This window comes from Streptococcus sp. HMSC074F05 (genome assembly GCF_001808725.1).
Lineage (GTDB): Bacteria > Bacillota > Bacilli > Lactobacillales > Streptococcaceae > Streptococcus > Streptococcus parasanguinis_I.
The window spans coordinates 682,257-695,623 of the sequence record NZ_KV794411.1; the positions used below are offsets into that span (position 1 = coordinate 682,257).

Consider the following 13,367-nt stretch of genomic DNA (forward strand, 5'->3'; position numbering starts at 1 on the left):
CAAAAATAATTATTAAATGGTATATCAGACATCCAATCTCAATCCTTTATCTTCACTTGCCCTTTTTCATATCCCGAATACCAACTACTATTCGGACTGACATACTCAGGTAATTCCTTTTGCGGCTGTTCTCCTGAAAGGGTTAGAAGCCCATCATGTATCAAACAAGTGTACTTCTCTGAGTCTCTAACAAATTCATCATTTTCAGGATCATATGAGTAAGTACGTTCTGAACTCCCTTCCTTCACAGTGATCTGCTCTCCTTCTATTTTAATCCATGAAGTTTTATCTAGTGAGGCTGTTTTAGTAGATTCATTTTTTACTGTCAGATAATAAATTCCATCCTTTGATTTCATCTCATCAAGAGTAGTCGTGATAATTCCTAAAATCATCAGTGCAGGGATTATCAACAGAAACCATTTCCATTTTTTAGATGTATTTTTCATCAGAAGTCATTACTCCATTTTAAATTTTCGTTACTCTATATTATAGCAAAAAGAGGGTGGGACAAAAGTCCTAGCCTCTCAATTGTTTTTGGATTGTCGAGCAAGACGCAGTGGTTGAGTGGGCTCTACTACGCTGCTTTCATCAGATTTTACAGCTCTACTCAACTGTGCGGAGGTGGGACGACGAAATCGAATTCTAACGAATTACCGATTTCTGTCCCACTCTCTCGATAATACTTATCCTTTGAAATTGGCCATCTGGAAGATCGGAATCACATAAGGCAGAATGGACATCAAGATGGTAAATAAGACGAAGAACCAGAACCAGAAAGAAGCGAGGGCACGCTGGAAAACTCCCGGTTGCGGTTTATTAGTCTCAATATAGGCCTTGATAGCTGGCCATTTGGTCGCAAGAACCACAAGCATGACAATGGATCCAATAGCTAAGACGCCGATTTGGAGCCAATTCGCTAGTCCCTCGTCCACATGATAGGCCACATAATGCAAGCCTTGGGAAATGACAAAGTTATTAAAAATGTGATAGAAAATAGCCCACCAGATATTGTATTCAAAGGCAATGTAGCCGAAACCTAGACCAATGATACTTGCGAAAAAGAGCTGGTCAAAATTGGCATGAAAGAGTCCAAACAAGATAGCCGTCATGACAATGGCAAAAATCTTCCCATACCGTTCCAAGCCTCGCAAGCCTGCCCCACGGAAGAAGAATTCCTCTGTGATAGGACCAAAAAATCCAGCATACAAGAGCATGGTCCATGATCGCTCAATCGTATCACCTAGATCGGGTGTTGGAGAATGAAGGCCAATGGTCTCAAACATGCGCTCAATCACTTGTGTCATCACAGATGAAAAGACTTGAGAAAAGCCAAGAAAGGCGAGAAGAATAAAGAAGACTGAAAGAGTCATCTTACGTCCCTTGTGCTTAAGATCATATTTATAAAGGGCCTTCTTGCGATAGGCATTAAAGAGAAAGAGTCCAATGGAAATAGAGATAAGATAGGGAATACCTGCCCAAACATTCAGGGCATTGAGTTTCTCCGTTACTTGACTTGGATCTTTTCTGATAGAGCCTGCTAGGGTTAAGCCTAAGAGGACTTCCCACAGGACGGTTACCAAGGTCATTACCAAGAGATAAATGGCAAGTGTCCCGGAATACCTTCCTATATCTTTTTTAGGGTCTAATAATCGGTTGTATTGGTTCATTTCTTCCTCCTAGAAAATAGATAAAAACTCGCACATATTCCTTCGTATAAGACAAAGAAAATCAAAAAGGCATGCATAAAGTAGTCTTCTGGTAATGCAAGAATAATCGAATCCACGCGCGGATCAAAGAGCCAAGTATTGTCCCCAGCAAATAAGACCTGATGAAAGAGCGTAAAGAATTGATCAAAGCCAATCATAACAGCCACCACTGCAATCACCACTGGTAAAACCATCATCCAAAAGAAGAGACTACGGTACAAGGTAAGGTAGCCTTTTTTGACAACTGTCCGCATAAACTGGATAAAACCAGGGAGTGTGACCACAAAAACGACCGTCACTAAGTGAAATAGATACTTGACGGCCTCAAAATGGTGCAGTCCATTTTTTGAAGAGGGGAATTGAGGCATCTTCAACACCCATTGAAAAGGATTGGTCAAGTAGTTCATCAAGACATTAAAATTCTTCATGATGGCAGAAGCCGAATAACCAGTCCGGCTTTGAATCCCCAACCAATGAATTTCCATGGGATAGAGGGCCCAAGCGAGAGCAATGGTAAGAAGGATTGCAGCTGACAAGATAAAGAAAAATAGGTTAATTGATTTCAGACTTTTAAGCATCAAAATCCCACTCCGCTAGACTGGCAACAACATGTGTCGGTGCGATTGGTAAGGTTGACACTTCTTCTGGTTTGGTAAAACCTGTCGTCACCAAAAGGGTTGGAATCCCATTGTCAATACCTGCACGAATATCTGTTAGGTAGTTGTCGCCAACCATAACCACTTCTTCTCTTGCAAGACCCAGGTGTTCAATGGCCTTGTCCATGATGATGGACTTTGGTTTGCCAATGATCACAGGCTCGACCCGTGTCGCTGCTTCAACAAGCGCAATCAAGGATCCTGCACCTGGCAGCAAGCCACGCTCTGTTGGAATGTTGAGGTCAGGGTTAGTCCCGATAAAGTGCGCTCCCTTTTGAATCGCCAAGGTCGCAATAGCAAACTTCTCATAGTCGACTTGCCAATCGAGGCCAATCACCACATAATCAGGTGCTTCTTCATCGATGATATAGCCAGCTTCTTCAATAGCATCTTTGAGCCCCGCTTCTCCGATCACATAGACCTTTTTGCCCAAATTTTGGTCATTCATGTAGTCAATGGTCGCAAGGGTAGCTGTATAGATAGTCGAAACTGGGGTTTCAATATTGAAATGAGTGGCCAGCATATCCCGAACAGTCTCTGGTGTGCGGGTTGTGTTATTGGTCACAAAGAGATATGGAATCTCACGCGCCTGCAGTTCATGAACAAAAGCTTCTCCTGCAGGAATTCGTGATTTTCCTTTGTAAATAGTGCCATCCAAATCAATCAAATAGCCCTTATAGTGCATTTATTCTTCCCTTCCTGTGTCAGCTTCTTCATGAAACTTCTCTGCATCGACTCGTCCACCAGAACCATATAAGAGCAAGGCTCCAGCATAGAGGATAAATTGTAAAATCAAACCTGTAAAATTAATCCCTTGACTTCCTGATTGGGTGAACAAGAAGGATGCTACCATGAGGATCACAATGGTCAATAACAAGCCTATCACGGTTGCCTGATCCACACTGATTTGATAAACCGTGCGTTTAGTACTCCGATTTTTCCCGTCAGACTTAGTTTCTGGTTGCAAATTCTCCACAAAATCCGTCACCAAGGTCGCAGCGAGGCTGACTGTTGTGCTAAAGAGCACGCCTTGGGACAAGCGGTGATAGAAATTGGACCAGAAGGATCCTGATTGGCTAGTAATCCCAATCGAGAAGATCATGACCGGTAAAAGAAAGGCCAAGGTGAAATGGATCCAGACCCGATACCAGCGTACATCTTCTCTTAAAAAGCGATTAAAACTCTCTAAATTCAAGCGATAGCGGAAAAATTTATAAATTTCCTCTACCAGGATGATGCCCAAAGCACAAAGAGTCAAGAGCCAATCTCCCAACATGTACAAAGGGTTCTTTTGACGCTTGGCATAGGCCACAACCCGTTTTTGATAGCTTTCAAGCTCCTGTTTTTTATTTTTTAATCTTCTACTTTCCATAATTCCAACCCTTTTCTTCTACTTCTTCCCACTCAATTTCAGCTTGGGCATTGATCTGACCATCTGAAGTAATTTGATGCTGAGTTTTCAAGCCCTCTTGTTCATATTGAGAGGTGATGAGACCTCCTGCTAGCACTTCTTTGACATATTTTAGATGAACTTTTTTAGGGACATGATGGGTCAAGAAGTCTGCTCCCATCACCTCAAAAACCCAGTCCAAGTACTTGCTATTATTGACATGCCCGTTCATATCCAAGTCGTAAAACCGAACCCGGTATTCTTGTTCCACGCCGCCTTCTAATTCTTTGAAACGGGGACCGCGGAGCATGGTTTTTGAAAATTCAGAGTCAAAGGCATCCGTGATTTCACTCATAACAGGATGAACCTTGCGCGTATCCCGATCCATCAAGACAAAGGTCGCGACCATCTCAATGATAGTATTTCCTGCTTCATCCTTGATATTAAAGGCCCGGTAGCAGAAAAGTCGATTGTGACTCTTGGCATAGGTTTCGATAGTGATTTTCTCATCAAAAACAGGGAGACGCTCGATCTTCATATTGTAATCCGTGATAATCCAGACTAGATTGTAGTTCTCTAAAATGTACATATCACTCATACCCAGCTCAATCGATTGCATGCCCGATACCTGTAAAGACAGCAAGATCAATTGGGGAATCTTAATATAACCATTGACATCGCTCATATCAAACGGAATTTTCATGCTGTATTCAAATGTTTTTGCCATTTTCTACTCCAAAATAAACTTCTCTGCTACAGTGTCTCCTAAAAAGAGACCTTTCTTGGTCATTCGTACAATGTCCTTGTCAGGTACCAAAAGGCCCTGCTGGGTCAATTCCTCAACCACTGATCCATATTGTTGGTCAAAATTCATACCAAACTTTTCTTCAAAACGCTTCTTGGAAACGCCTGTTTTCTTACGTAGTCCTAGAAACATCTCTTCTTCCATCATTTCTGTCTGAGTCAGATGTTCTTCTTGGACACGCGCATTTCCCTCTTCGACAGCCTGCATATAGTGACGAATGGGGCCATGATTCTTGTAGCGAATCCCATCGACATAGCCGGATGCACCAGCTCCCAATCCATAATACTCGGCATTGTCCCAATACATGAGATTGTGCCGACTTTCAAAACCAGGCTTGGAGAAATTAGAAATTTCGTAATGCTCAAAGCCCGCTCGCTCCAACTCCTGAATAATGTATTCAAACATCTCTGCTTCCAACTCCTCTTTTGGTAGAGGAAGCTTGCCCCGTCTCATGCGATTCATAAAGACTGTGTGATTTTCCAGAATCAAACTGTAAAGACTCATGTGGGGAATGTCAAGGGCAAGAGCCTTCGCAACATTCTCTTTGACCTGGTCCATGGTTTGCGTTGGAAGCGCATAAATGAGGTCGATCGAAATATTGTCAAAACCAGCCAGCTTCAGACGGTCGATATTGTCATAAATGTCCTGCTCTTGGTGGCTTCGACCAATCTTCTTGAGCAAGCGATTATCAAAAGTCTGCACGCCCAATGAAACCCGATTAACCGGCGAATCCTTCAAGACCGCAATCTTATCCGGATCCAAATCACCAGGATTGGCCTCGATGGTCAGCTCTTCCATCTGAGACAGATCCAGCGACTTGGTCAGCTCCTTGAGCAGATAGGCTAGCTGATCCGCAGTTAGAGCTGTCGGTGTCCCACCCCCAATATAGAGAGTCCGTAAGTGTGTGATTTCTTCCCGACGAAATTCTTGGATCAAATGCTCCAAATAGGCATCGACCGGTTGATTCTTGATAAAGACCTTCGAAAAATCACAATAAAAACAAATCTGGGTACAAAATGGGATGTGGACATAAGCGGACGTTGGTTTTGTATGCATACTTTTAATTATACCATAAAATCCCCCCGAGTCCGAAAAGAAAAGGGAGTAAGAAGCAAGGAATTCCTTGACAATAACGAATAAAAGGAATAGAATAAACCTAATCATATTCGGAGGTAAGGAGATATGAACAACTAAGTTTCGTTAAATAAAATACTTTATTTAGTGGACTGCTTGTTCTATCTCTTTTTGTGTACCCTCTCGCCTATTCTCCAACCGTTTGTTGGCTAAATAAGGTTTTTTTCTGCTTGGGTTCCACATGAATACAGCTCTACTAAATAGGTAGAGCTGTTTTTTGTCCCAGTAGAAAGGAATCTTATGCTAAAACTATCCCACCTCACTATCCGACATACAAAAGATTTACGAGATCTGGTTCGAGATCTGTCCCTGACCATTCATGAAGGAGAAAAAGTTGCTATTATTGGCGAAGAAGGGAATGGAAAATCTTCCTTACTTCAGGTCCTTATGTCCTCAAAATCTCTACCAGATTATCTGACCATAGAAGGAGAAATCACCACTTCCTTTCACTCCTATGCCTATATTCCCCAGACTTTACCGGAAGCTTTGAAGGGAAAAACCTTGGAAGAATATTTTTTTGGAGAGGACGAGCTAGACTATGCCACCCTCTACAGACTGGCAGATCAATTGCATTTTAATAGCGAGCGCTTTGCAAGCGATCAAACCATCGGAAGTCTATCTGGTGGAGAAGCCCTCAAAGTCCAACTGCTTCACGAACTTTGTTGTCCTCATGAATTGCTATTTTTAGATGAACCTTCAAACGATCTGGATTTGGAGACCTTGGACTGGCTCCAGCAGATGATCCAAACCAGTCCCCAAACCATCATATTTATTTCCCATCATGAGGATTTTTTAACTCAGACGGCGGATACCATCATACACCTCAGACAGATCAAACACCGTAAGGAAGCTGAAACCATCGTAGAGCACCTAGGCTATCAAGACTACAGTAGCCAGAGGGAACAACAATTTAAGCAACAGTCTCAGCAAGCGGCCAACGATCAACGAGCCTACCGAAAAACAATGGAGAAGCACCGTCGCGTCCGTCAACAAGTCGAAACTTCCTTACGTAATACTAAAGATAGCACTGCTGGACGTCTCCTGGCAAAGAAAATGAAGTCCCTCCTCTCACAAGAAAAGCGTTACGAGCGAGAATTCCAATCCATGACTTCCCAACCCTATGATGAGGAAATCATCCATCTGCATTTCCCTTCCCTCACTCCCTTGTCTCCTCAAAAACGTGTCCTTCTCTTAGATCAAGAAGAGCTCGCAATTGGGGATCGTTTCCTAGTCAAGAACCTCTCCCTCACACTTCAAGGGCAGGATAAGATAGGAATTATCGGTTCCAACGGTGTTGGGAAATCCACTTTCCTAAAAATGATCTGGGAGATTTTACAGAATAATGAGAGTATCCGCACTGCCTATATGCCTCAAGATTACACTGAAGGCCTCCCTCTGACTCAGACACCGGTTCAATTTCTTCAGCATTCAGGTGATCGCGAAGAAATCAACACTATTCAATTGCATTTAGCCTCCCTCAACTTTACTTATTCTGAAATGCATCATCCTATCTCTGAACTTTCTGGTGGCCAGCAAGGAAAACTCTTCCTCCTTCAATTAGTACTCACAAGTCCCCAGTTTCTGCTCTTGGACGAGCCTACTCGTAATTTTTCCCCCACTTCCCAACCAGAAATTCGTCGCCTATTCGCAGACTACCCAGGCGGACTGGTTACAGTCTCCCACGATCGGACCTTCCTCAAAGAAGTCTGCCAAAAAATCTATTGTCTGACAGAAAATGGCTTCGTATAGATAGAGTCGCTCTAACGTAAAAAAGATTGGATAAAAAACCAATCTTTTACATTTAAAATAAAGTCCTCTTAGAAACTTTCCTTAGGCGAGAACGGACGTCAGCGAACTTCGTAGAAGTTCCATGACTTAGTTTTGAACCTAAGGTTTCAAAACTCCCGAGTGCCTGAAACCATTAAGTTTCAGGCACTTTTCTCACAGCGAAAAGTTTCAATAGAGGATTGGATAACTCTGAATTTGTTAGATTTGTATAAAAGAACAGTTCGTCACTGTTCTACACGCTTGGTTTTGACCAATTATTTTATCTAATTTCGCCCTGCCTCTTGTCCCATTTCTTGGGTGCGTTTGTAGGCAGCTTCCACACCTGCAATAATGTCGCCCCGTAGGCCGACTTGTTCTAAGCGATTGACTCCTGCGATGGTTGAGCCACCTGGGCTACAAACTGCATCCTTCAAGTTTCCAGGATGTTGCCCCGTCTCTAAGACCATACTGGCTGCCCCTTTGAAAGTCTGAGCCGCCATCTGAAGAGACTGACTACGTGGTAATCCCAAGGCTACTCCTGCATCCGCCATGGCCTCGATCATCTGATAGACAAAGGCTGGACCACAGCCTGCAACAGCAGTTGCAGAATCCATTAATTTTTCTTCGATTTCATAGAGAGCCCCAGCGCTTGCTAAAAGCTGCTTGACTTGCGCTATCTGCTGGTCTGTTACTGCTTGGGAGCGGGCCAAACTGATGACACCTTGACCAATGGCTACTGGTGTATTAGGCATGATGCGGATGAGACCCACCCGCTCATTTTTAACTACACTTGACATTTGCTCCAGTTCCAGACCTGCTGCCATAGAAACCAACAGGAGATTGGAACGTTGGCCCAAAATGACCTGGTACTCTTCAAGTAAAGGGCTGAGTTGATAGGGTTTGACACCTAAGAAGATGACCTCCGCCTCTTGAAAGACTTGTTCAAGATTAGACGCCGTTCCCCCATACTGGCTGATAAACTCTTCCACCTTTTGAGGGGAACGGTTGACCAAGAGCAGGTCTGTGTTAGCCACTTCTTTTGCGACCGCTTTGGCCAGACTAGCTCCCATATTTCCAAGACCGATAAATGCTACTTTCATGACTTACCTCACTTGACCATTTCCACTGACGATATACTTGTAACTAGTCATCTCCCGCAGTCCCATTGGTCCACGCGCATGGAGTTTTTGGGTCGAGATCCCCATTTCACAACCTAGGCCAAATTGACCCCCGTCTGTAAAGCGTGTAGATGCATTGACATAAACGGCTGCTGAATCTACTTGCTTGGTAAAATAAGCGGCTGTCTCAGGATTTTCAGTCACAATGGCATCCGAATGATGGGTGCTATGAGCTTCTATGTGACCTACCGCTTCCTCGACTCCATCAACGACCTTGACTGCTAAAATATAATCTAAAAATTCGGTATCAAAATCCTGCTCCTGCGCTGCTTTCCCCGAAATGATAGCCTGTGCGTCCTCATCTAGGCGCAACTCAACCGATCTTTCCCGCTCATCCACTAAGCGCTCTTTGACCAAGGGCAAGAAATCAGACGCGATCGCTTGATCGACCAACAAGACCTCCATAGCATTGCAGACAGAGGGGCGACTGGTCTTGGCATTTTCGATAATCGCTAGGGCTTTCTGGAAATCAGCCTCCTTGTCCACATAGACATGAACAATTCCAGTTCCTGTCTCGATCACAGGGACAATGGCATTTTCAACCACTGCTTGGATCAAACCAGCACCACCACGTGGAATAAGCAAGTCCAGGTAGCCCTTAGCCTTCATCATAGCAAGACTAGAAGCTCGACTCGTATCTTGGATCAATTGGAGAAGATCTGGATTGAGTCCGGCTTCTTCCAATCCAGCCTTAAGAGCGGTTACGATCGCTTGAGCAGAATGAAAGGCATCCTTTCCAGTACGAAGGACTACTGCATTGCCACTCTTGATGGCAAGTGCTGCAGCGTCTGACGTTACATTTGGACGGCTTTCATAAATGATCCCAATGACGCCCATAGCTACTCGAACCTTCTGGATTTTAAGGCCATTTTCCAAGACTTCAGTATCCAGTACTTCCCCAATCGGATCTGGCAGATCGATTAAAGCACGGATCCCTTGTGCCATCCCTGCAATCCGTTCTTGATCAAGAAATAGGCGATCTAGCATGACTTCAGAGATCTTCCCGCGTGCTACTCCCATATCGATTTGATTGGCTGCTAAAATGGCTTCCGTCGCTTTCAGAAGCTGGCTGGCCATAGCTTCTAAGGCCTGATTTTTAAGAGCTGTACTGGCCGTATTGATGCTTTTCTTAGCCGATCTCGCTAAGGCAAATTGTTCTTGTGTTGTTTCCATACATTTTCCTTTAGAATTCTGTAAAGAGTAAGTCAATCTCAGGAGTTACCGAGATCCAATCATCACGGTGGATGAGGATTCCCTTGGCTTTTTTAGATTGGAGCATATCGCGCACAGCCGAGTAGCCGAGACGAACTTTCCCTTTCCCTAGTAATTGTCCTGACTCTTGATGATAGACACTGACGATGTCTTGATAAGAAAAATCCCCTTCTGCCTTGGTCACACCAGAAATTAATAAACTCTTTCCGTATTGCAACAAGGCCTCAGCCGCTCCAGCATCCACCCAAATAGCTCCTTTACTTTCTGCATAAAAGGCTAGCCATTGCTTCTGAGTTTTTAAGCCTTTGTCCTCTGCAAGGAAGTAACTGCCATCTGCTTGTTCTTGCGCCGCTTCGATCAAGGCATCAGGCTTGAGAGACGAGCAAATATAGACGGGAACTCCTGACTCTGTAGCCAGGGTCGCTGCCTTGAGTTTGGTCAGCATTCCGCCAGTTCCATTGCTACTACCCGCACCTCCAGCCATCTCGATCATCTCGCGAGAAATGTGCTCGATCCGCTCCAAACGCTTGGCTGTTGGATCCTGAGAAGGATTGGCTGTATAGAGGCCATCTACATCCGTCAACAGCACCAAAAGATCCGCTTGGGCCATGGCCGCAACCTGCGCACTCAAGGTATCATTGTCGCCAACTTTTAGCTCAGCGATAGAAACCGTATCATTTTCATTGATAATCGGAATCGCCCCACGGTTGAGTAAGACAGAAAGGGCCTGGTGGGCATTCTTATAGCGACGTTGATCCGCAAAGTCATCCTGAGTTAATAAAATTTGTGCAGAAACAATGTTGCGTAAAAGAAGATTAGAGGTATATTCTTCCATCAATAAACCTTGACCAACTGCCGCAGAGGCTTGCTTGTCTGCCACCTTAGTCGGCCGTTTCTTAAAACCAAGGGCACCAAACCCTGCAGCAACCGCCCCTGATGAGACCAAGATCAACTCATGGCCCGATTCGTGTAAGAGGGCCAACTGCTGGGTAATGACCTTGACCTTCTGTCTGGAGAGGCTCCCATCAGGATTGGTCAAAGACGAGGTCCCTACTTTAAAGACGATTCGTTTTGCTTTCATCGCTATGATTCTTTCTAATACTATTTATTTCGTATCTAATGAAAGTGACTGAATCTCCATTCAGCCATCTTCACTATCCTTTTCGAAGGTCTTCCAGCGTTTTCTCAAAGATCTCTGGTACCTCTGCTGTAAATTCCAAGGTCTCGCCTGTACGGGGATGGGTAAAGCCAAGTGTCCGCGCATGCAGAAACTGTCCTTGTCCTTTAAGTGTCTTCTTAGGACCATAAGCAGGATCTCCAGCCACGGGGTGACCAATATAGGCCATGTGCACCCGAATTTGGTGGGTCCGTCCAGTCTCCAGTTGCAACTCTACCAAGGTGTAATTTCCAAAGCGTTCCAAAACCTGAAAACGGGTCACTGCAGGTTTTCCTTTAGCCGTCACCGCTTGTTTTTTCCGGTCCTTTTCACTGCGACCAATGGGTGCTTCAATCATCCCTCGATCGTTCGGAAGATTGCCATGGACAATGGCCCAATACTTCCGGAGAGATTTTTTGTCTTTGAGTTCCTCTGCTAAGGCGACGTGAGCTTGGTCATTTTTTGCGACCATCAAGAGGCCTGACGTGTCTTTATCAATCCGATGAACGATCCCTGGACGCAATTCCCCATTGATCCCTGAAAGGTCCTTGACATGGTATAAGAGCGCATTGACCAAGGTCCCACTGGTATGACCCGCACTTGGGTGAACAACCATGCCTTGAGGTTTATTGACGACGACTACATCCTGGTCCTCATAGACGATGTCTAAGGGCAGATCTTCTGCTTCATAGCTGACCTCTTCCACTTCTGGTACTTCATACTGGATGATGTCCCCTTCTTTGACCGTGTACTTGGCTTTTTTTACAGCCCCATTGACCAGAACTTTTCCTTCTTTGATCTGCTCATTGGCCACAGCCCGTGACAAGGGAGTCAAATCCGCCAAAGCCTTATCCAGTCGCGCACCGGCTACTTCGATTTTAATTTCCATGCGTTTCCTCTTTCAACATCAGGATCAGGAGCAAGAAAACTCCAACTGTCAAATAACTATCTGCTACATTAAAAATGGCAAAATTCATAAAGTCCAGGTGGAACATATCGACCACAAAGCCCTGACGCAGGCGATCGATAAAATTCCCCAACCCACCTGAGATAACCAAGGTCAAACCTGTCACCATCCAAAGCGACCCCTTGAGATGCTTATAGAGATAGTAAAAGGCCCCTACCATCACGACTAGAGTGATGAGGGTAAAGAACCATTGCTGATTTTCAAGAAGCGAAAAAGCTGCACCTGTGTTTTGAAGATAGGTCAGGCTGACCACATGGGGAATAAAAGACTTGACGACACCCAGTGGAATGTTCTTCACCACATACCATTTGACCAGCTGATCCAGTAGGACCAAAAGGACGATCGCTACTGGGACCATTGTTTTTCTCTTCATTTCTTACCTCTTTTGATCAAAATATTCTACCATGACCTCGACAAACTTCTCTGCTACAGGAGAGAGATCCATCTCTTCGCGTTTGACATAGACCATTTTATTGTCTAAGTTATCTTCTAAAGGAATCACGGTAATGCCATTCACGGACTGGCTATCCAAAAAGCCTGATCCCGTCGCATAAGCATCCGTCCGCTCCAAGATTCCATTCAAGGTTGCCCGGTCGGTCACATTGAACATTTGTGAGCTCGAACTGGTATCGACAAAGTTCTCTGAATAATAGAGGTACTCATCTTTTTCTTGGGTAAAACGAACAGTTGGCAACTGAGCTAGATCTTCCATAACCAGTTTTTTCTTCTTAGCCAAAGGATGTCCTTTGCGAAGGTAAATATGAGTCTGAAAAGGGATCAAATCCACCACTTCAAGCCCCAATTTATCAACCCGTTGCATAATCCCCTTGGTATTTTGACGGTTGAGATAAATAATTCCCAACTCACTATGCCCTTGAGCCACTTCGTCTAAAATTTGGACCGTCGTTGATTCAAAGATGCGGAAATTTTTATTTTCCGGATAGCGGATTGAGAATTCCGTCATCAAAGGTGGTAAGAAGTCATAGTGTTGACTAGAAATAGAGAATTCTTTCTTCTCTTCTTCGGGACTGGCATATTGATTTTGAAACACATCAAACCCTTTGACCACGTCCTGCGCTTTTTCATAAAATTCCATTCCCCGACGGGTCAAAAAAGTCCCAGAACTGGTCCGACGAAAAATCTTAAACCCCAGTTCTTTTTCCAGATCTCTGACGGAGATGGACAAGCTAGGCTGACTCACATACATTTTTTCAGCAGCCTCACGAAAAGTACCACTGTTGGCAATCGCCACTACATATCGTAATTGTTGTATATTCATTCTATTTTCCTTATTACAGTATCGATCTATTATACCATAAATTAGGGGCTGAAAGAAGAGATCCGTTTAAGAGACACTCATCAAGTGAAAATAAAAAAGAGAGTGGGACAGAAATCG

Annotated in this window: 14 protein-coding genes; 1 reads left to right on the forward strand and 13 read right to left on the reverse strand. The window is 44.2% G+C overall.

Annotated elements, in window-relative coordinates; genetic code table 11:
* Positions 1–38: 38 nt before the first annotated feature.
* From HMPREF2685_RS07060 to hemW, 7 genes are all read right to left on the reverse strand, one after another.
* A complete protein-coding gene (locus HMPREF2685_RS07060) occupies positions 39–446 on the reverse strand; it encodes a hypothetical protein (RefSeq protein ID WP_049474581.1) in 408 nt (135 codons plus the stop codon).
* Between the two features lie 237 nt (positions 447–683).
* Positions 684–1,667, reverse strand: a complete 984-nt coding sequence (locus HMPREF2685_RS07065) for a CPBP family intramembrane glutamic endopeptidase (protein ID WP_070466101.1) — start codon at positions 1,665–1,667, stop codon at positions 684–686.
* A complete protein-coding gene (locus tag HMPREF2685_RS07070; protein ID WP_049523177.1) occupies positions 1,664–2,284 on the reverse strand; it encodes a TIGR01906 family membrane protein in 621 nt (206 codons plus the stop codon). The genes HMPREF2685_RS07065 and HMPREF2685_RS07070 overlap by 4 nt, the downstream gene beginning before the upstream one ends.
* The gene (locus HMPREF2685_RS07075) at positions 2,277–3,047 is read right to left on the reverse strand and encodes a TIGR01457 family HAD-type hydrolase (protein ID WP_070466103.1); all 771 of its coding nucleotides are present in this window, start codon (positions 3,045–3,047) and stop codon (positions 2,277–2,279) included. The genes HMPREF2685_RS07070 and HMPREF2685_RS07075 overlap by 8 nt, the downstream gene beginning before the upstream one ends.
* Positions 3,048–3,734, reverse strand: coding sequence for a hypothetical protein (locus HMPREF2685_RS07080; RefSeq protein WP_070466106.1), 687 nt, complete (start codon positions 3,732–3,734; stop codon positions 3,048–3,050).
* Positions 3,724–4,479, reverse strand: a complete 756-nt coding sequence (locus tag HMPREF2685_RS07085; RefSeq protein ID WP_049515197.1) for an acyl-ACP thioesterase domain-containing protein — start codon at positions 4,477–4,479, stop codon at positions 3,724–3,726. Before HMPREF2685_RS07085 ends, HMPREF2685_RS07080 begins: the two co-directional genes overlap by 11 nt.
* 3 nt (positions 4,480–4,482) lie before the next feature.
* Positions 4,483–5,613: a radical SAM family heme chaperone HemW gene (hemW, locus tag HMPREF2685_RS07090; RefSeq protein WP_070466108.1), complete on the reverse strand. Its 1,131-nt coding sequence runs from the start codon at positions 5,611–5,613 to the stop codon at positions 4,483–4,485.
* Positions 5,614–5,931: 318 nt separating this feature from the next.
* On the opposite strand from hemW, the gene HMPREF2685_RS07095 reads away from it, so the two are divergent.
* Entirely contained in the window at positions 5,932–7,440 is a 1,509-nt protein-coding gene (locus tag HMPREF2685_RS07095; protein WP_070466110.1) for an ATP-binding cassette domain-containing protein, read from the forward strand.
* A 302-nt stretch (positions 7,441–7,742) separates the two neighbouring features.
* Here HMPREF2685_RS07095 and proC read toward each other — a convergent pair whose 3' ends face one another.
* The 6 genes from proC to HMPREF2685_RS07125 all read right to left on the reverse strand — a co-directional run bounded on the left by proC (position 7,743) and on the right by HMPREF2685_RS07125 (position 13,250).
* Positions 7,743–8,558 (reverse strand): pyrroline-5-carboxylate reductase, encoded by an 816-nt coding sequence (proC, locus tag HMPREF2685_RS07100; protein WP_070466111.1) that lies wholly within the window; start codon positions 8,556–8,558, stop codon positions 7,743–7,745.
* 3 nt (positions 8,559–8,561) lie between these two features.
* A complete protein-coding gene (locus HMPREF2685_RS07105; protein ID WP_070466113.1) occupies positions 8,562–9,809 on the reverse strand; it encodes a glutamate-5-semialdehyde dehydrogenase in 1,248 nt (415 codons plus the stop codon).
* A gap of 10 nt (positions 9,810–9,819) precedes the next feature.
* A complete protein-coding gene (gene proB / locus HMPREF2685_RS07110) occupies positions 9,820–10,929 on the reverse strand; it encodes a glutamate 5-kinase (protein ID WP_070466115.1) in 1,110 nt (369 codons plus the stop codon).
* A gap of 73 nt (positions 10,930–11,002) precedes the next feature.
* Positions 11,003–11,893, reverse strand: a complete 891-nt coding sequence (locus tag HMPREF2685_RS07115) for an RluA family pseudouridine synthase (protein ID WP_070466117.1) — start codon at positions 11,891–11,893, stop codon at positions 11,003–11,005.
* Positions 11,883–12,344, reverse strand: coding sequence for a signal peptidase II (gene lspA / locus HMPREF2685_RS07120; protein WP_070466119.1), 462 nt, complete (start codon positions 12,342–12,344; stop codon positions 11,883–11,885). The genes HMPREF2685_RS07115 and lspA overlap by 11 nt, the downstream gene beginning before the upstream one ends.
* A gap of 3 nt (positions 12,345–12,347) precedes the next feature.
* The gene (locus HMPREF2685_RS07125) at positions 12,348–13,250 is read right to left on the reverse strand and encodes a LysR family transcriptional regulator (RefSeq protein ID WP_003011186.1); all 903 of its coding nucleotides are present in this window, start codon (positions 13,248–13,250) and stop codon (positions 12,348–12,350) included.
* Positions 13,251–13,367: the final 117 nt, after the last annotated feature.